Origin of the sequence: Kitasatospora sp. CB02891 (assembly GCF_002803145.1) — a bacterium.
Lineage (GTDB): Bacteria > Actinomycetota > Actinomycetes > Streptomycetales > Streptomycetaceae > Kitasatospora > Kitasatospora griseola.
The window spans coordinates 37,094-55,865 of sequence record NZ_NNBO01000006.1; the positions used below are offsets into that span (position 1 = coordinate 37,094).

Sequence of the window (18,772 nt, forward strand, 5' to 3'; positions counted from 1 at the left end):
CCCGGTCGACGTACGGTCACGGATCACCGACCCTAACCGATGGCGACGGCCCGGTCACCGGAGTTTTCCTACCCCTGCGCGTCCAGCACCGGACCGGCGTCGGCGACCGGCGTCGCCCCCTCGCGCGGGCTGCGCCGGCCGCGCCGCTCCAGCCACTTGGCCAGCCAGGACAGCAGCAGACACATGCCGATGTAGATCGGGGTGATCACCATCACCACGGGGATGAACGGCAGGTCGTAGTCCAGGTTGGTGGCGATCAGCTTCCCGGCGTGCAGGAACTCCTCGTACGTGATCAGGAAGCCCAGCGAGGTGTCCTTCAGCGCCACCACCAGCTGGCTGACGATGGTCGGCAGCATCGACCGGACGGCCTGCGGCACCAGGACGTACGTCATCACCTGGGTCTTGCGGAGGCCGAGCGCGAACGCCGCCTCCTTCTGCCCCTTGGGGACGGCCAGCACGCCGGCCCGGAACACCTCGGCCAGCACCGAGCCGTTGTACAGGGTGAGGCCGGCCACCAGCGCCCACAGCGGTTCGACCTTGAGGGCGACGAAGATGAAGAAGATCATCACCAGCAGCGGCATGGCCCGGAAGAACTCCACCACCAGGGTGGACACCCAGCGCACCGACCGGTGGTCGGAGAGCCGCCCGGCGGCGAACAGCGCGCCGAACGGGAGCGCGAACAGCACCGTCCAGCCGAACGCCTTCAGGGTGTTGCCGAGGCCGCGCAGCAGCAGCTCCTGAACGCCCTTGTACTCGAAGGCCATCCACTTGTCGTAGGTGAACTGGTTGGTGTGGAACAGCATCCAGATCACCCAGCCGACCACGGCGGCGATCACCACCAGCGCCAGGATGCCGTACAGCCGGTGCCGGGCCAGCGCCTTGGGCCCGGGGACGTCGTACAGCGCGGAGGACTCCACCGTCATCGGGACACCGCCACCCGTCGCTCCAGCACGTTGAAGACGGCGCTGATCGCCAGCGTGATGATCAGGTAGCCGACAGCGATCCAGACGAAGGTCCAGACGATGTTGTAGCCCAGCTCGTTGATGGTCCGGTAGGTGCCGAGCAGTTCGACCACGCTGAACGAGCCGGCGATCGCCGTGTTCTTCGCCAGCGCGATCATCACACTGCCCAGCGGGGCGACCACCGAGCGGTACGCCTGCGGCAGCACCACCAGGCTCAGCGTCTGACCGAACGTCATGCCCAGGCTGCGGGCCGCCTCACCCTGCCCCGTCGGCACCGTGTTCACCCCGGAGCGCAGCGCCTCGCAGACGAACGCCGAGGTGTAGCAGCCCAGCGCCAGCACGGCGAAGGTGAAGAACGGCAGCGTGATGTGGAACCGGGGCAGGCCCAGCACCACGATGAAGAACAGCAGCGTCAGCGGAGTGTTCCGGAGCACCGTCACCCACCCGGTGCCGAAGGCCCGCAGCGGCTTCACCGGCGACACCCGGAAGCCCGCGATCAGCACCCCGAGCACCAGCGCCAGCGCGGCACTGGCCAGGGTCAGCCAGAGGGTGCCGAGGAAGCCGTGCCAGTAGGTCGACCAGTTGCTGGTCAGGACGTTCATCCGCGACCCCTGCTCATTGGTACCGGTTGATGGCCGGGGGCGGCGGCGCCGGCACCCCGGAGAGGCCGAGCGTCGCGTCGTACGCCTTCTTCCAGTTGCCGTTGTCCATGTTCGTCTGCAGCGCGTCGTTGATCGCCATCCGCAGCACGGTGTCGTTCTTGGGGACGCCGATGCCGTACGGCTCGGTGGAGAACGGCTCGCCGACCATCTTCAACTCGTCGGGGACCTTGGCCACGTAGCCCTGCAGGATCGCGTTGTCGGTGGTGACCGCGTCGACCTGACCGCTGATCAGGTTGTCCACGCACGCCGAGTAGGTGTCGTAGCCGACCAGCTCGGCCTTCGGGTAGTCGGTCTGGATCCGCTGGTACGGGGTGGACCCGGCGGCCGAGCAGACCTTCCGCCCCGCCAGGTCCTGCGGGCCGTTGATCTTCGTCTCGCTCTTGCGGACCATCAGCGCCTGCCCGGCGATGAAGTACGGGCCGGCGAAGCCGACCAGCTTCTTGCGGTTGTCGTTGATGGTGTAGGTGCCCACGTAGTAGTCGACCTGGCCGTTCTGCAGCGCGGTCTCCCGGTTGGCGGAGGCGATGGTGCGGAACTCGATCCGGTCCGGCGCGAAGCCCAGGTAGGCGCCGACCATCTTGGCGATCTCGATGTCGAAGCCGGAGTACACGCCGGTGGCCGGGTTCTTCTGGCCCAGGTACGGCTGGTCCTCCTTGGCGCCGACCACCAGGTGGCCGCGGGCCCGGGCCGCGTCCAGGGTGGGCGAGCCGGTGATGGTCTCGGACCGCACCTGGTAGCTGGGGAGCGCGCTGGGCTGCGGACCCTTCGGCGGCGGGGTGCCCTCCTTGCCGCAGCCGGACAGCACCGAAAGCGCCGCCAGCACTGCCAGCACCGCCAGGACGGCCGGAGCCAGGACGGTCGAACCCCCGGCGGCCGGAGCCCCGGCGGCCGGGCGGGGCAGCGCGGCGGGCCGCGCCGGCCCGCGCAGGATGTACCGCTGGTTCACCGCGCCGCCTCAGTGCTTCAGGATCTTGGACAGGAAGTCCCGGGCGCGCTCGCTGCGCGGGTCCGCGAAGAACTCCTCGGGGACGCGGTCCTCGATGATCCGGCCGTCCGCCATGAACACCACGCGGTTGGCGGCGGAGCGCGCGAAGCCCATCTCGTGGGTGACCACCACCATGGTCATCCCCTCGGCGGCCAGCGAGCGCATCACCTCCAGCACCTCGTTGATCATCTCGGGGTCGAGCGCCGAGGTCGGCTCGTCGAACAGCAGCGCCTTCGGGTCCATCGCCAGCGCCCGGGCGATCGCCACCCGCTGCTGCTGGCCGCCGGACAGCTGCGACGGGTACTTGTCCGCCTGCGAGGCCAGCCCGACCCGCTCCAGCAGCGCCCGCCCCTTGGACTCGGCCTCCGCCTTCCCGCGCTTGCGGACCTTGACCTGGGCGAGCGTGATGTTCTGCAGCACCGTCCGGTGCGCGAACAGGTTGAAGGACTGGAACACCATCCCGACCTCGGCGCGCAGCTTCGCCAGGCCCTTGCCCTCGGCGGGCAGCGGCTGCCCCTCGATCAGGATGTCGCCGCTCTCCACCGGCTCCAGCCGGTTGATCGCCCGGCACAGCGTGGACTTCCCCGACCCGGACGGGCCGATCACCACCACGACCTCGCCCCGGCCCACCGTCAGGTCGATGTCCTGGAGCACGTGCAGCTGCCCGTAGTGCTTGTTCACCCGGCGCAGCTCGATCAGCGGCTCCCCGGCCGACCGCCCCGCGCCCTCCTGCGGCGCCGTCACCGCTCGCGCCGGCCCTTCAGCAGCCAGCCGAGCGCCACGCCCGCGACCAGCGTCGCCAGCAGGGCGATCCACAGCGGGCAGGTGACGGTGAAGACCCAGAACTGGATCTTCACCTTGTCCAGGTTGGCGAACAGGAACCAGACCGCCAGCACCACGATGACGCCGATGCCGATCCAGCGGGTCGGGATGCCGCCGATCTCACTGCGCTGGCCGCTGGACGGAGAACCACCTGAGGTCTTGGTCACCCTGGCAGTCTGCGCCCGGCCCGCACGCCGACCCCCGCACCACCACCGCCGGGCCTGCCCATTCACCCGTCCGGCCCACCCTCCCCGGACCGGCGGCACCGCGTGTGATGCACACCACACCCCTTGGTGCGACCCGAATTCGGCCCCCGCAGCGTTTCATCCATCGGGGGGAACTCCGAGGAACTCGACCGCCTCGGGAATACCCCGTTGTTCGACCCGGTTGCCGCCCTCTTGGAACACCCGCGCAGCACCGCTGCACACCGAAGACCATGCACAACCGAAGGGCACCCCGTACTCGTGACCAGCACTTCCGCAGGACCTTCGATCCCCTCGATCACGCTGAACAACGGCGTGCGGATCCCGCAGCTCGGCTTCGGCGTCTGGCAGGTGCCGGACGCGGAGGCCGCCCCGGCGGTGGCCACCGCGATCGAGGCCGGCTACCGCTCGATCGACACCGCCGAGATCTACGAGAACGAGACGGGCACCGGCCGGGCGATCGCCGAGTCCGGCGTCGACCGCGACGAGCTGTTCGTGACCACCAAGCTGTGGAACTCCGGCACCCTCGACTGGTCCGGCGAGCAGGGCCGCGACCGGGTGCTGCGCTCCTTCGACGAGTCGATGGCCAGGCTCGGCCTGGAGCAGCTGGACCTGTACCTGATCCACTGGCCGCGCCCGATGCGCGGCACCTCCTTCCTGAACGTCTGGCGCGCCTTCGAGCAGCTGCTCGCCGACGGCCGGGTCCGCGCGATCGGCGTCTCCAACTTCCGCGTCCCGGACCTGGAGCTGCTGCTGAAGGAGACCTCGGTGGTCCCGGCGCTGAACCAGGTCGAGCTGCACCCGTACTTCCCGCAGGCCGAGCTGCGCGCCCTCCACGCGGAGCACGGCATCGCCACCGAGGCGTGGAGCCCGCTGGGCCAGGGCGGCGACCTGCTGGCCGAGCCCGCGCTGCTGAAGATCGCCGAGAAGCACGGCCGTTCGACGGCCCAGGTGGTGCTGCGCTGGCACCTGCAGAGCGGCGTGATCGCCATCCCGAAGTCGGTCACCCCGGCCCGCATCCGGGAGAACCTGGACGTGACGGGCTTCGAGCTGGACGCCGAGGACCTCGCGGCGATCGCCGCCGTCGAGACCGGCAAGCGGATCGGCCCCGACCCGGCCGAGTTCGACTGGAGCTGACGCCCCGCGTTCGGTCGTCGAACTGACGTCGCATCAGTTTTGACTGACGCCCCATCAGCACGGAGCGTGACGACCGGACCAACCCGGAAGGGGCCGACACCTGACGTGGCGTCGGCCCCTTCCGGAGCGTCCCGAGCGGTGCCGCGTGCCCGTCGGAGCGCGATCGCCGCCCAAAAAATTGGACGACGCTTTGCAGAATCGTTACAGCCGAGCCGCCTTCGCGAGCAGCGCCAGCGCCGGCGCGTGCTCGTGCGGCTCCAACGAAGCGAGCAGCGCTTCCTGGACCTCACGGACCCCGGCGGTGGAGCGGTGCAGCAGCTCCTGGCCGGTCGGGGAGAGCGAGAGCAGGTTGCGGCGCCCGTCCGAGGGGTCGCGGCGGCGCAGCACCAGGCCGCGTCGCACCAGCCGGCTGACCATCTCGGCCATCGTCGCCTTGTCGAGCGACGCGAGCTCGCCGACCGTGCGCTGGTCGGCGCCCGGTTCGGTCTCCAGCGCGTCCAGCACGGCGTACTGAGGGGCCGTCAGTTCGGTGCCGACCTTCTCCGACCAGAGCTTGGTGTGCACCTGCTGGGCGACCCGGATCAGGTAGCCGATGGCCCGCTGGGCGTCCAGCGTGGGCCGGGCGTCGGCCATCACGGCGACGGCCGCCGGCTCCAGCCGGGCGATCCGTGCCATGGTCCGGACGAGTTCCAGCTGTTCGTCCGGACTGAGCGGCTCGAACAGGGTCCGCTGGACCCGGACCACGCCGCCGGTCGCCTCGCGCACCGCCTGGGCGCCGCTCTGCGAGAGCGCCAGCAGCTTGCGCCGACCGTCGGCGGGGTCGCGGCGGCGGAGCACCAGGCCCCGCCGGACCAGTCGGGCGACCATTTCGGCCATCGTCGCCTTGTCGAGCGAGGCCCGTTCGCCGACCGTGCGCTGGTCGGCTCCGGGCTCCAGTGCCAGTACCAGCAGCACCGCGAACTGCGGAGCTGTCAGCTCGGTACCGACGTATTCGGACCACAAGCGGGTGTGCACCTGCTGGGCCACTCGAATGAGGTGGCCGGGCGACTGCTGCAGTCGGCCGGGCACACGGGTTGTCGGGATCTCCCCCAGCACCATGAAATCCGTCCCGGTGTCACGCTCGGGATGTGTGTGGGACACCCGAGCGGGGCAGTAACGGCGAGTGAGCATCCCGCTGTGAGTAAGGACGCGCCGGCCGTGCAGCCGGTGGCTGCTGGCGCACACTATACAAACGGTCGGCCTGGACCGGCAGGTAGGGGCGCAGAGTAGTCGCAGGTTCGGCAAAGTTGGCATATTTCCCCCGTATGTCGGGACCACGACCAACCTGGTTCACCCGCTCGGCCGCCGAACGCCCTCACCCTCTGTCACCTGCGGCGCTGCCTCTGGCCGGAATTTCTACTCGCCGGTAGGGTTGCCGCGCTGCGCGCTGCGCACCTCATTCATTTCTCATCCGCGGGTCGCCGGCCCGGGCCGGTCCCGTCGTCCGATTTCGAGAGAGACGAGTACGAAGATGACCGAGCAGAGCACGTCCGTGACCACCGACGCTCCGGTGCGGGTGGCCGTGGTGACGGGTGCGGCCCGTGGGATCGGCGCCGCCACCGCGCTCCGGCTGGCGGCCGACGGTTACGCGGTCGCGGTGGTCGACCTGGAGGAGTCCACCGCGAAGGGCACCGCCGAGGCGATCGTCGCCGCGGGCGGCCGCGCGCTGGCCGTCGGCGCCGACGTCTCGAACGCCGAGCAGGTGCAGGCCGCGGTGGACCGGATCGCCGCCGAGCTGGGCACCCCCGTGGTGCTGGTGAACAACGCGGGCGTGCTCCGCGACAACCTGCTCTTCAAGATGTCCGAGTCCGACTGGGACACCGTCATGAACGTGCACCTCAAGGGCGCCTTCCTGATGACCCGCGCGGTGCAGAAGCACATGGTGGCCGCCGGCTTCGGGCGGATCGTCAACCTCTCCTCCTCCTCCGCGCAGGGCAACCGCGGCCAGGCCAACTACTCGGCGGCCAAGGCCGGCCTGCAGGGCTTCACCAAGACCCTGGCCATCGAGCTCGGCAAGTTCGGCATCACCGCCAACGCGGTCGCCCCCGGCTTCATCGCCACCGACATGACCGCGGCCACTGCGGCCCGGGTCGGCATGGAGTTCGAGGCGTTCAAGCAGGCCGCCGCCTCGGCGATCCCGGTGCAGCGGGTCGGCACGCCGGACGACATCGCCCACACCATCTCCTTCCTCGCCTCCGAGGGCGCCGGCTTCGTCTCCGGCCAGGTCGTCTACGTCGCGGGCGGCCCGCTCGACTAGTCGCCGACGGGTTCGTGGTGCGCCGCCCACGGCGCGGGTCCAGACTCGACGTGCAGACCTCCCGCCGCCGTCCCCCGGCGGCGGGCGTACCCATGGAGGATCTTGATGACCGATTCCACGGACAGCGACTCCAAGCCGACTCCGGACAGCCGACTGCACACCGGGGCGGAGAACCCGGTGGACCCCATCGACCTGGTGCAGGCCACGGGGCGCGACGTCACGGAGAAGCGGCTCGCGCAGGCGAAGAAGGACCTGGAGGAGCACGGCGCGGCAGCCGTCGAGAAGGTGCTGCCCTGAACCGCACCGCGCCGTCCGACCCGGCGGTCGATTTCCCGGAAGTGACCTGCGTCACGGGAAATCGACCGCCTCTTTCGTTCCCGCACCACCCGCCCGGCAATTGGAGAAACCCGGGAAAACGGTGCCCGGAAGCGTTCGGGAGGGTGATTTCGCCCACTCCCCTCCGCTTTCCCGCCCCACCCTGTGCCCGCTGAACTGCCCGTATGGGGAAAGTGCGGACAACCGATCACCGGCGGGTGACAGATCGTCCGAATAGCCCGGGACGCTCCGGGCCAGCCGGTAATGTCGAAGGCGTGCCAGCCAAGCCCGAATCCCCCGTGCCGCGGATATCGACCGCACCGCGCACGGTTCCGATCCAGTCCGAGCGCGATTCCGTCACCACGACGACCGAATCCGCACTCTCCTCGATCAGTCGGCGGCACGCTCTGCTCTTCGGCATCACGGCCGTGCTCTACCTGGCGGTGGTGCTGGCCATCATGCTGGACTCACCGCTGGTCGACCTGGACTGGGCGCTGCAGCAGCTGCGCCCGTACAAGCAGTGGCCGCAGGCCCTGCCGTACCTCGACATCTGGGTGATCGCCGGGCAGCGCGGTCCGACCGCGATCGCGGCCTGCCTGTGGCTGGGCTGGCGCTGCTACCGCACCCACTCGTCGCGGCCGCTGCTGGTGATGGGCATGGCGCTACTGCTGTTGAACGTCACGGTGGGCGGGGTGAAGATCCTGACCGGTCGGTTGGGTCCGCACTACGCGCACTACGTGGGCTCGCCCGAGCTGTTCTCCGGCGGCACCATCTTCCCGTCCGGGCACACCGCCAACGCCGTGGTCACCTGGGGCGTGCTGGCCTACCTCGCGGTGCGCTGGCGGCGGACCGGCACGGTGCTGGCCGCGCTCACCGCGGCCTCGATCGGCCTGACCACCGTCTACCTGGGCACCCACTGGATATCCGACGTGTTCGCCGGCTGGGCGGCGGGCGCCTTGGTGCTGCTGTCGCTGCCGCTGGCCGAGCCGGCCGTCGCCGCGCTGGACGAGCGGGTGCTGGCGGTCTGGCACCGCGAGGGCAGGTTCGCCCGGCCCGCCCCGGTGCCCCGGCCGAAGCCGGCCACCGCGCACTGGCCGGGCCGCCCGCTGCCGGTGCGCCCTCAGCCCGCCCAGGCCCGTTCCACCACCCCGGCGCGCACCGTCAGGTTGAGCCGCTCGGACCGGTACTCCATGGTGAGCAGCGCCTCCGGCTCCACCGCCCGCACCGTGCGCCAGCCGCGCTCGGCGGCCAGCGCCCGGGCGCGCTCCACCGGCAGCCCCAGGTAGTCGTCCAGCCGGTCTTCCATCACTCCGCCTCCCCGCACCCGACAGTCCTACGCTGGAAGGGTACGAGGGAGGCGGTGGCGTATGCGGCGCGCGAAGACTCCGAAGGTCTGGCGGAGCGGGACGGAGCCGGCCACCGCGCGCACCGATCTGAAGCTGCGTTTCCTGCTGTCGGTGCTGTTCCTGCCGTTCTTCGCGCTGTGCACCGCCGGGTTCGCGGTCTGGGCGGGCTTCGCGTCGCCGCACGGCGCGCCCAGCAGCGGGACGCTGATCGTCTTCGCGGTGGCCTGCGGGGTGCTGACGCTGGTGGCGGCGGCGGACCTGTGGGTCGTGGTGCGCCGCCGCCGCACCGAGCTGTAGCGCGTTCACCGCGGGCCGACGGCCTGCTTGACCAGGGTGCGGCCGAAGTCCCACATCAGGCCGCTGCCGCGGTGGGCGTCGTCCATCACCTCGGTGAAGGCGTCCAGGAAGCGGTCGACCTCCTTCTCGGTGATGATCAGCGGCGGGATCAGCTTGATCACTTCCAGGTGGTCGCCGGAGACCTGGGTGAGGATCCGGTGGCGCTGCAGCAGCGGGACCACCACCATCTGCGCGAACAGTCCCTTGCGGGCGGCCTGCAGCGCCGTCCAGCCGGTGCGCAGCTTGAGCGACCTGGGCCGGCCGAACTCGATGCCGATCATCAGCCCGCGGCCGCGCACCTCGGCGAGCAGTTCGTACCGGTCGACCAGCGCGGCGAGCCGGGAGCGCAGCAGCTCGCCGATGCGGGCGGCGTTCTCCACCACCTGCTCCTGCCGCATCACGTGCAGGGTGGCCAGGCCGGCGGCCATCGCCTGGGCGTTCGAGCCGAAGCTGGCGGAGTGCACCAGCACCCGGTCCATCGAGGAGTACACCTTCTCGAAGATCCACGACTTGCCGAGGGTGGCCCCGATCGGGACGTAGCCGCCGGACAGCGCCTTGGCCGCGCACACCAGGTCGGGCTGCACGCCCTCCTCGGCCTGGAAGGCGAAGAAGGCGCCGGTGCGGCCGACGCCGGTCTGCACCTCGTCGCAGATCAGCAGCGCCTTGTGCTCGTGCAGCAGCTGCTGGGCGGCGGCCAGCCAGCCGGGCGGCGGGGCGAGCACGCCCTTGCCCTGGATCGGCTCCACGATCAGCGCGGCGACGTCGCCCTTCTTCAGCTCCCGCTTCAGCGCGCCCAGGTCGCCGAGCGGGACGGCGGTGTCCGGCAGCAGCGGGTCGAAGCCCTTGCGGAAGCCGCTCTCGCCGTTGACGGAGAGCGAGCCGGTGGTGAGGCCGTGGAAGGCGTGGTCGCAGTACAGGACGCGGCGCTTCCCGGTGGCGTACCGGGCGAACTTGAGCGCCGTCTCGACCGCCTCGGTGCCGCTGTTGCCGAAGAACACCCGGTCCAGGCCGGGCGCCAGGGCGAGCAGCTGTTCGGCGAGCAGGCCGGGCAGCGGGGAGCAGTCGAAGCGGGTGAGGTCGGCGGTCTCCAGGTCCATCGCCTGCTGCACGGTGGCCCGGACGGCGGGGTGGTGGCGGCCGAGCGCGAAGACGCCGAACCCGGCCAGCATGTCGAGGTACTCGTTGCCCTCGGCGTCGTAGAAGTACGCGCCCTGCGCGCGTTCGTAGGACCGGTCGAAGCCGATGGTGTGCAGCATCCGCGGCAGTTGCGGGTTGAGGAAGCGGGCGTGCAGCTCGTAGCGTTCGCCGCCCCGGGCGGCGAGCAGGGCGGCGAGGTCGAGCGGTTCGGCCTGGGTCACGCGGGTTCGCTCCAATCGGTCAGCGGCATCCCGGGCCGGTACTCCTGGGCGCCGGGGCGGGTTCCGGTCCCGGGCAGCAGGCGGCGGGCGTGGGCGGCGGTCTGGGCGGCGACGCCGGTGCCGGTGAGTCCGATCTCCTCCAGGATCTCACCGCGCGAGGCGTGCGCCAGGAACTCCTGCGGGATGCCGAGGTCGCGCAGCGGGGTGTCGATGTCGGCGTCCCGCATGGCCTGGGCGAGGGCGGCGCCGACGCCGCCGGTGCGGCCGTTGTCCTCGACGGTGACCACCATCCGGTGCGCGCCGGCCAGCTCGACCAGGGCGGGGTCGACGGGCTTGACCCAGCACGGGTCGACGACGGTGGCGGTGATGCCGTCGGCGGCGAGCAGCGCGGCCGCGTCCAGGCAGGCGGCGGCCATCGGGCCGACGGCGACCAGCAGCACGTCCGGGGCGGGGCCGGTGCGGGCGAGCACGTCGACGCCGCCGATCCGTTCGATCGCGGGCGCCTCGGGGCCGAGCTCGCCCTTGGGGAAGCGCACCACGGTGGGCGCGTCCTCGACCGCGACGGCCTGGCGCAGCTGTTCGCGCAGCCGGGCGGCGTCGCGCGGCGCGGCGATCCGCAGCCCGGGGACGACCTGCAGCACCGACAGGTCCCACATGCCGTTGTGCGAGGCCCCGTCGTTGCCGGTGACGCCGGCCCGGTCGAGCACGAAGGTGACGCCGAGCCGGTGCAGCGCGACGTCCATCAGGACCTGGTCGAACGCCCGGTTCAGGAAGGTCGCGTACACCGCGACCACGGGGTGCAGCCCGCCGGTGGCCAGGCCCGCGGCGGAGGCGACGGCGTGCTGCTCGGCGATGCCGACGTCGAAGGTCCGCCCGGGGTAGGCCTTGGCGAACGGCCCGAGTCCGACGGGGTGCAGCATGGCGGCGGTGACGGCGACCAGCTCGGGGCGTTCGGCGCCGAGCGTGAGCATCTCCTTGCCGAACACGGACGTCCAGGAGGCGCCGGCGGACGGCGAGATCGGCAGGCAGGTGTACGGGTCGATCGGGTTCACGGCGTGGAACCGGTCGGCCTCGTCCTGCTCGGCGGGCCGGTAGCCGCGGCCCTTGACGGTGAGGCAGTGCACGATGACGGGGCCGCCGAAGTTGCGGGCCCGGCGCAGCGCCTGTTCGACGCCGGCGATGTCGTGGCCGTCGATCGGGCCGAGGTACTTCAGGCCGAGGTCCTCGAACATGCCCTGCGGGGCGAAGGCGTCCTTGAAGCCCTTCTTGGCGCCGTGCAGCGCGTCGAACAGCGGCGGCCCGACCACGGGGGTGCGCTGCAGGGCGTCCTTGCCCCAGGCGAGGAAGCGCTCGTAGCCCTTGGTGGTGCGCAGGGTGGCGAGGTGGTGGGCGAGGCCGCCGATGGTGGGCGCGTAGGAGCGTTCGTTGTCGTTGACGACGATGACCAGCGGGCGGTCCTCGGCCTCGGCGATGTTGTTGAGGGCCTCCCAGGCCATGCCGCCGGTGAGCGCGCCGTCACCGATCACGGCGACGGTGCAGCGGTCGACGCCGAGCAGCTGGTCGGCCTTGGCGATGCCGTCGGCGTGGCCGAGGGCGGTGGAGGCGTGCGAGTTCTCGATCAGGTCGTGCGGGGACTCGGCGCGCGAGGGGTAGCCGGACAGTCCGTCCTTGGCGCGCAGCCGGCTGAAGTCCTGCCGACCGGTGAGCAGTTTGTGGACGTAGGCCTGGTGGCCGGTGTCCCACAGGATGCGGTCGTGCGGGGAGTCGAAGACGCGGTGCAGGGCGATGCTGAGTTCGACCACGCCGAGGTTGGGCCCGAGGTGGCCGCCGGTGCGGGTGACGTTGTCGATCAGGAACGCGCGGATCTCGGCGGCGAGCGGCGGGAGCTGTTCGGGGTGCAGTCGGCGGAGGTCGGCGGGCCCGGTGATCCGGCTCAGCAGTGGCATGGCGTACCCCTCACGGCTGTTCGGGTGGGTGGACGGTCGGTGTCCAGCCTGCGGCCCTGCGGTCGCGGTCGCCTGTCGGCGTGGGCCGCCCGCGCCGTCGTGGCGCGGGCGGCCGGTGACGGCCGCTCAGACGGCCTTGGGGGCGGCGAGGGTCTCCCGGGCGGCGCGGATCGACTCCTTGAGCGAGCCCATGGTGGCGAGCACCGCAGTGGGCTCGTACCCGCAGTGGGCCATGCAGTTGTCGCAGCGGGGGTCGCGGCCGCGGCCGTACTTGTCCCAGTCGGTCTTCTCGATGAGTTCCCGGTAGGTGGGGACGTAGCCGTCGGCCATCAGGTAGCAGGGGCGCTGCCAGCCGAACAGCGAGTAGTTGGGGATGCCCCAGGCGGTGCACTCGAAGTCGACCTTGCCTTCGAGGAAGTCCAGGAACAGCGGGCTGTGGTTGAGCCGCCAGCGGCGGCGGTTGCCGCCGGAGAAGGCCTTGCGGAACAGTTCGCGGGTCTGTTCGACGCCGAGGAAGTGCTCCTGGTCGGGGGCCTTCTCGTACGCGTAGGCCGGGGAGATCATCATCTCGTCGACCTTGAGTTCGTCGTTCAGGAAGTCCAGCACCTCGACCACGGTCTGCGGGGTGTCGGTGTTGAAGAACGTCGAGTTGGTGGTGACCCGGAAGCCCCGCCGCTTGGCCTCCTTGATCGCCTCGACGGCCTCCGCGAAGGTGCCCTCCTTGGCCACCGACTCGTCGTGGCGCTCCTGCAGGCCGTCGATGTGCACGGCGAAGGTGAAGTACGGGGACGGGGTGAACAGGTCGAGCTTCTTGCGCAGCAGCAGCGCGTTGGTGCACAGGAAGACGTACTTGCGGCGGGCCACCAGCTGCCGGACGATCTCGTCGATCTGCGGGTGCATCAGCGGCTCGCCGCCCGCGATGGAGACCATCGGGGCGCCGCACTCCAGGACCGCGCCGACCGCCTGCGCGACCGGCATCCGCTGCTTGAGCACCCCGGCCGGGTGCTGGATCTTGCCGCAGCCCTCGCACTTGAGGTTGCAGGCGAACAGCGGCTCCAGCTCGACGATCAGCGGGAACTTGTCCCGGCGCTTCAGCTTCTGCTGCATGAGGTAGGTGGACACGCGGAGGGTCTGACGCAGCGGCATGGCCATGGCTTAGCTCGCCTCCTGAGGGAGCGTCGAGGGCTGTGTCGAGGGCTGGGGGGTCGTCGGCGGACGGGGGGCGGCGTTCAGCTGCCGGTGCCACGCGGTGAGGGCGGGGACGGCGGCGCGCAGCGCCCGCCAGGCGCGGAACCCGGCGGGCAGGGTGCCGGGGCGGATGAGCTCCCGCTCGGGGGTGTCGACCACCACCCGCAGCACGGCGGCGGGCAGGTCGGGGGCGTGCTCGGCGCGGGCGGCGAGCACGGCGGCGGCCTCCATGTCGACGGCCAGCGCGCCCTCGGCGTGCAGCCGGGACCGTTCGGCGCCGCGCACCACGTGGTCGGCGGTGCGGAGGGTGCCCAGGTGGGCGCGGAGCCCGGCCTCCTCCACGGCGGTGGCCAGCGCGGGCGCGGCGGTCAGCGGGTGGGTGCGGCCCTCGGCGTCGGTGACCCGGTCGGCGACGATCACCTCGCCGGGGCGCACCCCGGGGCCGACCGCGGCGCCGAACCCGGCGATCAGCAGCGCCCCGTAGCCGCCGACGTCCAGCAGGGCGGCGGCCCGGCGCCCGGCCGTCCGGCGGCCCATGCCGGTGCGGGCCAGCACCGGGGGTCCGCCGGCCGCGCCGGACCAGTCGCCGCCGCGCAGCGCCCAGGCCTCGGGGGCGAGCGCGCAGAGCACCAGCAGGGGCTCGGTCATCGCTCGCCGCCCCGGCCGAGCGGCGCGTCGTGCTGGTACCGCCCGAGGGCGGTGACCGGGAAGACCAGGCGGTACAGGTGGTAGTTGATGGAGAAGTCCCAGGGGAACCCGGTGCCGGTGAACTGCGGCTCGTCCCAGCTGCCGTCGGGGCGCTGGGTGCGGGTCAGCCAGGCGACGCCGCGTTCGACCGGCTCGGTGTCGCGTTCGCCGGCGGCGAGCAGCGCCATCAGGGCCCAGGCGGTCTGCGAAGCGGTGGAGTCGCCGCGGCCGGCCCAGGTGGCCGGGTCCTCGTAGGAGCGCATGTCCTCGCCCCAGCCGCCGTCGGTGTTCTGGCGGGCCGTCAGCCAGCGGACGGCGCGGCGGACCGAGGGGTGGCCGGGGGCGATCCCGGCGGCGATCAGGGCGGGCACCACGGAGCCGGTGCCGTAGATGTAGTTGGTGCCCCACCGGCCGAACCAGGAGCCGTCGGCCTCCTGGTGCTCCAGCAGCCAGGCGACGCCGCGCCGGGTGCGGGGGTCCCGGGTGCGGCCGGTCTCGGCGAGCATCTCCACCATGTGCGCGGTGACGTCGGCCGAGGGCGGGTCGATGACCTCGCCGAAGTCGCAGAACGGCAGCTTGTTGGGGAGCCTGCTGGTGTTGTCGGCGTCGAAGGCGCCCCATGCGCCGTCCTTGGACTGCATGCCGAGGCTCCAGCCGACGGCGCGTTCCACGGCGCCGAGCAGCCGGGCCCGGTCGGGGTGGTCGATCCGGCGCAGCGCGAGCACCACTTCGGCGGTGTCGTCGACGTCCGGGTAGGTGTCGTTCTGGAATTCGAACGCCCAGCCGCCGGGGGCGAGCCGGGGGCGCTTGACGGCCCAGTCGCCGCGGGTGGTGACCTCCTCGCCGAGCATCCAGTCGCCGGCCCGCACCAGGGCGGGGTGGTCGCCGGGCAGTCCGGCGTCGCGCAGCGCCACGGTGGCCAGGCAGGTGTCCCAGACCGGGGACTGGCAGGCCTCCATCCAGCGCTTGCCGTCCTCGGTGTGCACGGTGAAGCCGTCGAAGGCGGCCAGTCCGGCCTTCATCACGGGGTGGTCGAGTCGGTAGCCGAGCAGCCGCAGGGCGATCAGCGAGTACACGGCGGGCGGCTGGATGCCGCCCCAGCAGCCGTCGGCCTCCTGCCGTTCGACGATCCAAGCGGCGGCCTGCCGCAGCGCGAGGCGGCGCACCGGCCGGATGGCGTGCCGGTGGTAGCGGTGCATCAGCTGGTCGAGGCGCTGGAAGAGGCCGTCCCAGCTGTGTGCGGGGGCGAGCGGCCGCCTCGGGTACGGGTTCGCCGGGTCGGTGTGCAGTTCGGCGAGGTCGAACGGGGCCGGGCGGACCGGGCGGTGGGCGGAGACCACGGTCAGCGGGACGATGGTCTGTCGGGCCCACTGGCCGAAGGAGTAGATGTTCAGCGGCGCCCAGCTGGGCAGGAACAGCACTTCGGGGGGCAGTTCGGGGAGTTTCTCCCAGGGCCACCAGCCGAACAGGGCGAGCCAGATCCGGGTGAAGACCCGGGTGGCGGCGATGCCCCCGCTCTCCCGGACGAAGGCGGCGGCGGCCCGCATGTGTGCGGCGTCCGGGGCGTCCCCGGCGAGCCGGAGGGCGACGTACGCCTCGACGGTGGTGGACAGTTCGGGCGGGCCGCCGTGGAAGGTGGCCCAGGTGCCGTCCTCCCGCTGCCGGGAGCGGATCCAGGCCGCGGTGGCCCGGGTCTGCTCCTCGGTGCGGATGCCGAGGAACTGGCGGAGCAGCAGGTCTTCGGCGTCCATGGTGACGTTGGTCTCCAGGTCGCCCTTCCACCAGCCGTCGGCGTGCTGGAGTGACAGCAGGTGTGCGGTGGCCCGGCTGAGCGCCGCCGCGGGTGAGGAATCGTCAGATCGTGTTACTGCAACTGAGGTTTGGGGTCCGAGCCTTCCACCCGCGGTTGCTGTCACTCTTACGTCACCTCTCTCTGACCACCACGAATTCGGCGAGTGCGACGAAGTGCTCGCGCACCTCGTCGGCCATGGGCACCTCGCCGAGCGCGGCGAGGGCGGTGTCGTACTGGCGGCGGGCCTCTTCCTGCGTCCAGGCCCGGCCGCCGGCCTGCTCGATCAGCGCGGCGCGGGCGGCGAGCTGCTGCTCGCTCTCCTCGCCGCGGCCGGTCGGGTCGGCCAGCTGTGCGGCCAGCTCGCGGGAGGCGGCGCCACCCTCGGCCAGCGCGGCGCACACCGGCAGCGACTTCTTGCGCGACTGGAGGTCGCTCCAGTGCGGCTTGCCCGTCACCTCGGTGGCGCCCCAGATGCCCAGCAGGTCGTCCACCGCCTGGAACGCCAGCCCCAGGTGGTAGCCGTACCGCTGGAGCGCGTCGGAGATCCGGTCGTCGGCGCCGGCCAGTACCGCGCCGATCGCCGCGGAGGCCGCCAGCAGGGCGCCGGTCTTGCCGCCCTCCATGGTCAGGCACTCCTCGACCGTCACCACGTCACGCTGTTCGAACGAGACGTCCAGCGCCTGACCGTCGATCAGCCGCCGGGTCGCGGTGGTGATCAGACGGACGGCGCGGGCGGCATCGGTCGGGGTGGCCCCGCCGGTCACCGCGGCGTCCAGCAGGACCTCGGTGCCGAGGGTGGCCAGCGCGTCGCCGACCAGCACGGCCTGCGCCGGGCCGAACACCGTCCAGGCGGTGGCCCGGTGCCGACGCGTCTCGTCACCGTCCATCAGATCATCATGGAGAAGGGAGAAATTGTGGACCAGTTCGACCGACACGCCGCCCGGTACGCCCACCTGCGCGTCCGCGCCCACCGCCTCGGCCGACAGCAGGGCCAGCGCGGGGCGCACCGCCTTGCCGCCGTCGCCCGCGGCGGGCCGGCCGTCGCGGTCGATCCAGCCGAAGTGGTACGCCGCGACGGTGTCCATCGGCGCCGCCAGCGTGGCGACGGCCTCGCGCATCGGCGGCGTGCAGAGCGTGCGCCCGCGCGCCAGCAGGTCCAGGACCGTCGGGGTGTCCCTGACCGTCGAGCCGGTGCGTGCCTCCACGTGCGTTCCCTCTCGGTACGTCTGGCCGGCCGCCAACGGCGGCAGGCCGGGTGCGATGTCGATGGCAGGGGGCTGCCGGGTCGCCGTCATCGGGGCCACCGCCCGTCCGCTCGATCGACCGGGAGCCGGCCGGAGCCGGCCAGCGCGGCGTCGGCCGCGGCGTGGCCGCTGCGCACCGCGCCCTCCATGGTCGCGGGCCAGCCGGTGGCCGTCCAGGAGCCGGCCAGCAGGATCCCGGGCACCTCGGTGCGTGCGCCGGGGCGCAGCCGGGCGGTGCCGGGCGCCGGGTCGAAGGTGGCGGTCCGCTCCCGGGTGACGAAGAAGTCCAGCACCCGCGCGTCGCGGGCGGCGGGCAGCAGCCGGGCCAGCTCCGGCAGGTAGCGCTCGCGCAGCTCGGCGACCGGCAGGTCGATCTCGTCCTCGGCGGCGGACTGCGACACCGCCAGGTACTGGGCGCCGGGGACGGCCAGGCCGGAGTGCCCGGTGCGGTCGAAGACGAACTGCACCGGGGAGCCGATCGCGGCGAAGAACGGGCGGCGGATCAGCGGCCGGTCGTAGATCACGTGCACGTTGAGGATCGGCGCGGTGCCGAACTCGGCGAGCCGCTGCTGCCCGGGGATCGCGCCGGCCGGCAGCAGCGCCGCCGCGGTGTCCTGCGCGCCGGCCAGCACCACGGTGTCGGCGGTGAGCAGCTCGCCGCTCTCCAGCCGGACGGCGTGGGGCTCGGCGGCCTTCAGCTCGGCGGCCTTGGCCCGCAGCAGCACCCGGACACCCGCGCGTTCGAGTTCGGCGCGGGCCCGGTCGTGGTGGATCTCGCCGAGCGGGACGCGGGCGACACCGATGTCGGCGGCGCCCGGGTCGGACAGCAGGCCGGTCTGGAAGACCTTCGCGGCCAGCGCCATCGAGGTGCGGTCGGCGGTGGCGTTCAGGGTGGCGACGCCCACCAGGTCCCAGACCGCCTCGATGGTGGCCGGGGTCTGGCCGTGGCGGCGCAGCCACTCGCCGAAGGAGATCTCGTCGAGCGCCGGGTCGTCCAGGTCCAGGCCCTTGAGGGCGAGCGCGCCGCGCACCACCCGCAGCCGGTCGGCCGGGCCCAGGTGACGGTAGGTGGCGAGGCTGCCGGCCAGGTGCAGCGGGACGGGCAGCGCGGCGCGGCGGAGCCGGCCGAGGCTGCGGGTGCCGTCGGCGGCCAGGCCGAGCACCGGGACGTCGAGCCGGTCCTGCAGGTCGGTGAGGGCGTGCGCGCCGAGCCGGTCGATCAGGCCGCGGTAGGCGGTGCAGCAGCGCAGGTACACGTGCTGGCCGTTGTCGACCGTCAGGTCGCCGCGCTTGAAGGAGAAGGCCAGGCCGCCGAGCCGCGGGCGGGCCTCGACCAGGGTGGTGCGCACGCCGGCGTCGGCGAGGCGGAGCGCGGCGGTGATGCCGGCCAGGCCGCCGCCGATCACCACGGCGGTGCGCTGCCGCTGCGGCGTCGGCGTGCTCATCGGTCCTCCCCGGCAGCAGTGGACTGAGGGCACAACAACGTGCGCACG

18 protein-coding genes are annotated in these 18,772 nt (G+C 72.3%); 5 read left to right on the forward strand and 13 right to left on the reverse strand.

Annotated elements, in window-relative coordinates; translation table 11 throughout:
- Positions 1–68: 68 nt before the first annotated feature.
- The 5 genes from CG736_RS15270 to CG736_RS15290 form a co-directional block, all read right to left on the reverse strand.
- The gene (locus tag CG736_RS15270; protein WP_100586779.1) at positions 69–923 is read right to left on the reverse strand and encodes an amino acid ABC transporter permease; all 855 of its coding nucleotides are present in this window, start codon (positions 921–923) and stop codon (positions 69–71) included.
- Positions 920–1,564, reverse strand: a complete 645-nt coding sequence (locus CG736_RS15275) for an amino acid ABC transporter permease (RefSeq protein ID WP_100586780.1) — start codon at positions 1,562–1,564, stop codon at positions 920–922. Before CG736_RS15275 ends, CG736_RS15270 begins: the two co-directional genes overlap by 4 nt.
- 13 nt (positions 1,565–1,577) lie before the next feature.
- Positions 1,578–2,477, reverse strand: a complete 900-nt coding sequence (locus CG736_RS15280) for a glutamate ABC transporter substrate-binding protein (RefSeq protein ID WP_198520524.1) — start codon at positions 2,475–2,477, stop codon at positions 1,578–1,580.
- A gap of 102 nt (positions 2,478–2,579) precedes the next feature.
- Positions 2,580–3,308: an amino acid ABC transporter ATP-binding protein gene (locus CG736_RS15285; protein WP_100587044.1), complete on the reverse strand. Its 729-nt coding sequence runs from the start codon at positions 3,306–3,308 to the stop codon at positions 2,580–2,582.
- Between the two features lie 41 nt (positions 3,309–3,349).
- On the reverse strand, positions 3,350–3,598 hold the full coding sequence (locus CG736_RS15290; RefSeq protein ID WP_100586781.1) for a LapA family protein: 249 nt from the start codon (positions 3,596–3,598) through the stop codon (positions 3,350–3,352).
- Positions 3,599–3,895: 297 nt separating this feature from the next.
- On the opposite strand from CG736_RS15290, the gene CG736_RS15295 reads away from it, so the two are divergent.
- Positions 3,896–4,771, forward strand: coding sequence for an aldo/keto reductase (locus CG736_RS15295; protein ID WP_100586782.1), 876 nt, complete (start codon positions 3,896–3,898; stop codon positions 4,769–4,771).
- 201 nt (positions 4,772–4,972) lie between these two features.
- Here CG736_RS15295 and CG736_RS37760 read toward each other — a convergent pair whose 3' ends face one another.
- Positions 4,973–5,773 carry a MarR family winged helix-turn-helix transcriptional regulator gene (locus tag CG736_RS37760; RefSeq protein ID WP_232734011.1) on the reverse strand — a complete coding sequence of 267 codons (801 nt, stop codon included), beginning with the start codon at positions 5,771–5,773 and terminating at the stop codon, positions 4,973–4,975.
- Positions 5,774–6,281: 508 nt separating this feature from the next.
- Here CG736_RS37760 and fabG point away from each other — a divergent pair.
- From fabG to CG736_RS15325, 4 genes are all read left to right on the forward strand, one after another.
- A complete protein-coding gene (fabG, locus tag CG736_RS15310; protein ID WP_100586783.1) occupies positions 6,282–7,067 on the forward strand; it encodes a 3-oxoacyl-ACP reductase FabG in 786 nt (261 codons plus the stop codon).
- Between the two features lie 105 nt (positions 7,068–7,172).
- Positions 7,173–7,364, forward strand: coding sequence for a hypothetical protein (locus CG736_RS15315; protein ID WP_043913050.1), 192 nt, complete (start codon positions 7,173–7,175; stop codon positions 7,362–7,364).
- A gap of 293 nt (positions 7,365–7,657) precedes the next feature.
- Complete coding sequence (locus CG736_RS38945) at positions 7,658–8,668, forward strand: phosphatase PAP2 family protein (RefSeq protein WP_369880203.1); 1,011 nt, start codon at positions 7,658–7,660, stop codon at positions 8,666–8,668.
- Positions 8,669–8,749: 81 nt separating this feature from the next.
- Positions 8,750–9,025, forward strand: coding sequence for a DUF6343 family protein (locus tag CG736_RS15325; RefSeq protein WP_100586784.1), 276 nt, complete (start codon positions 8,750–8,752; stop codon positions 9,023–9,025).
- Between the two features lie 5 nt (positions 9,026–9,030).
- Here the strand turns inward: CG736_RS15325 and CG736_RS15330 are convergent, their stop codons facing one another.
- The 7 genes from CG736_RS15330 to hpnE form a co-directional block, all read right to left on the reverse strand.
- Entirely contained in the window at positions 9,031–10,422 is a 1,392-nt protein-coding gene (locus CG736_RS15330) for an aspartate aminotransferase family protein (RefSeq protein ID WP_198520512.1), read from the reverse strand.
- Positions 10,419–12,368 (reverse strand): 1-deoxy-D-xylulose-5-phosphate synthase, encoded by a 1,950-nt coding sequence (gene dxs, locus CG736_RS15335; RefSeq protein WP_100586786.1) that lies wholly within the window; start codon positions 12,366–12,368, stop codon positions 10,419–10,421. The genes CG736_RS15330 and dxs overlap by 4 nt, the downstream gene beginning before the upstream one ends.
- Positions 12,369–12,494: 126 nt before the next feature.
- A complete protein-coding gene (gene hpnH, locus CG736_RS15340) occupies positions 12,495–13,520 on the reverse strand; it encodes an adenosyl-hopene transferase HpnH (protein WP_100586787.1) in 1,026 nt (341 codons plus the stop codon).
- 3 nt (positions 13,521–13,523) lie between these two features.
- The gene (locus CG736_RS15345; RefSeq protein WP_100586788.1) at positions 13,524–14,204 is read right to left on the reverse strand and encodes a 1-hydroxy-2-methyl-2-butenyl 4-diphosphate reductase; all 681 of its coding nucleotides are present in this window, start codon (positions 14,202–14,204) and stop codon (positions 13,524–13,526) included.
- Complete coding sequence (shc, locus tag CG736_RS15350; protein WP_100586789.1) at positions 14,201–16,159, reverse strand: squalene--hopene cyclase; 1,959 nt, start codon at positions 16,157–16,159, stop codon at positions 14,201–14,203. The genes CG736_RS15345 and shc overlap by 4 nt, the downstream gene beginning before the upstream one ends.
- A gap of 7 nt (positions 16,160–16,166) precedes the next feature.
- Positions 16,167–17,240: a polyprenyl synthetase family protein gene (locus CG736_RS15355; protein WP_100587047.1), complete on the reverse strand. Its 1,074-nt coding sequence runs from the start codon at positions 17,238–17,240 to the stop codon at positions 16,167–16,169.
- 86 nt (positions 17,241–17,326) lie between these two features.
- Positions 17,327–18,724, reverse strand: coding sequence for a hydroxysqualene dehydroxylase HpnE (hpnE, locus tag CG736_RS15360; RefSeq protein ID WP_100586790.1), 1,398 nt, complete (start codon positions 18,722–18,724; stop codon positions 17,327–17,329).
- Positions 18,725–18,772 lie beyond the last annotated feature (48 nt).

Coding starts and splice junctions, on each gene's coding strand:
- dxs (WP_100586786.1), bottom strand. CDS start 12,368: ATGCCACTGCTGAGCCGGATCACCGGGCCCGCCGACCTCCGCCGACTG.
- hpnH (WP_100586787.1), bottom strand. CDS start 13,520: ATGGCCATGCCGCTGCGTCAGACCCTCCGCGTGTCCACCTACCTCATG.
- hpnE (WP_100586790.1), bottom strand. CDS start 18,724: ATGAGCACGCCGACGCCGCAGCGGCAGCGCACCGCCGTGGTGATCGGC.
- CG736_RS15345 (WP_100586788.1), bottom strand. CDS start 14,204: ATGACCGAGCCCCTGCTGGTGCTCTGCGCGCTCGCCCCCGAGGCCTGG.
- CG736_RS15270 (WP_100586779.1), bottom strand. CDS start 923: ATGACGGTGGAGTCCTCCGCGCTGTACGACGTCCCCGGGCCCAAGGCG.
- CG736_RS15315 (WP_043913050.1), top strand. CDS start 7,173: ATGACCGATTCCACGGACAGCGACTCCAAGCCGACTCCGGACAGCCGA.
- fabG (WP_100586783.1), top strand. CDS start 6,282: ATGACCGAGCAGAGCACGTCCGTGACCACCGACGCTCCGGTGCGGGTG.
- CG736_RS15275 (WP_100586780.1), bottom strand. CDS start 1,564: ATGAACGTCCTGACCAGCAACTGGTCGACCTACTGGCACGGCTTCCTC.
- CG736_RS15325 (WP_100586784.1), top strand. CDS start 8,750: ATGCGGCGCGCGAAGACTCCGAAGGTCTGGCGGAGCGGGACGGAGCCG.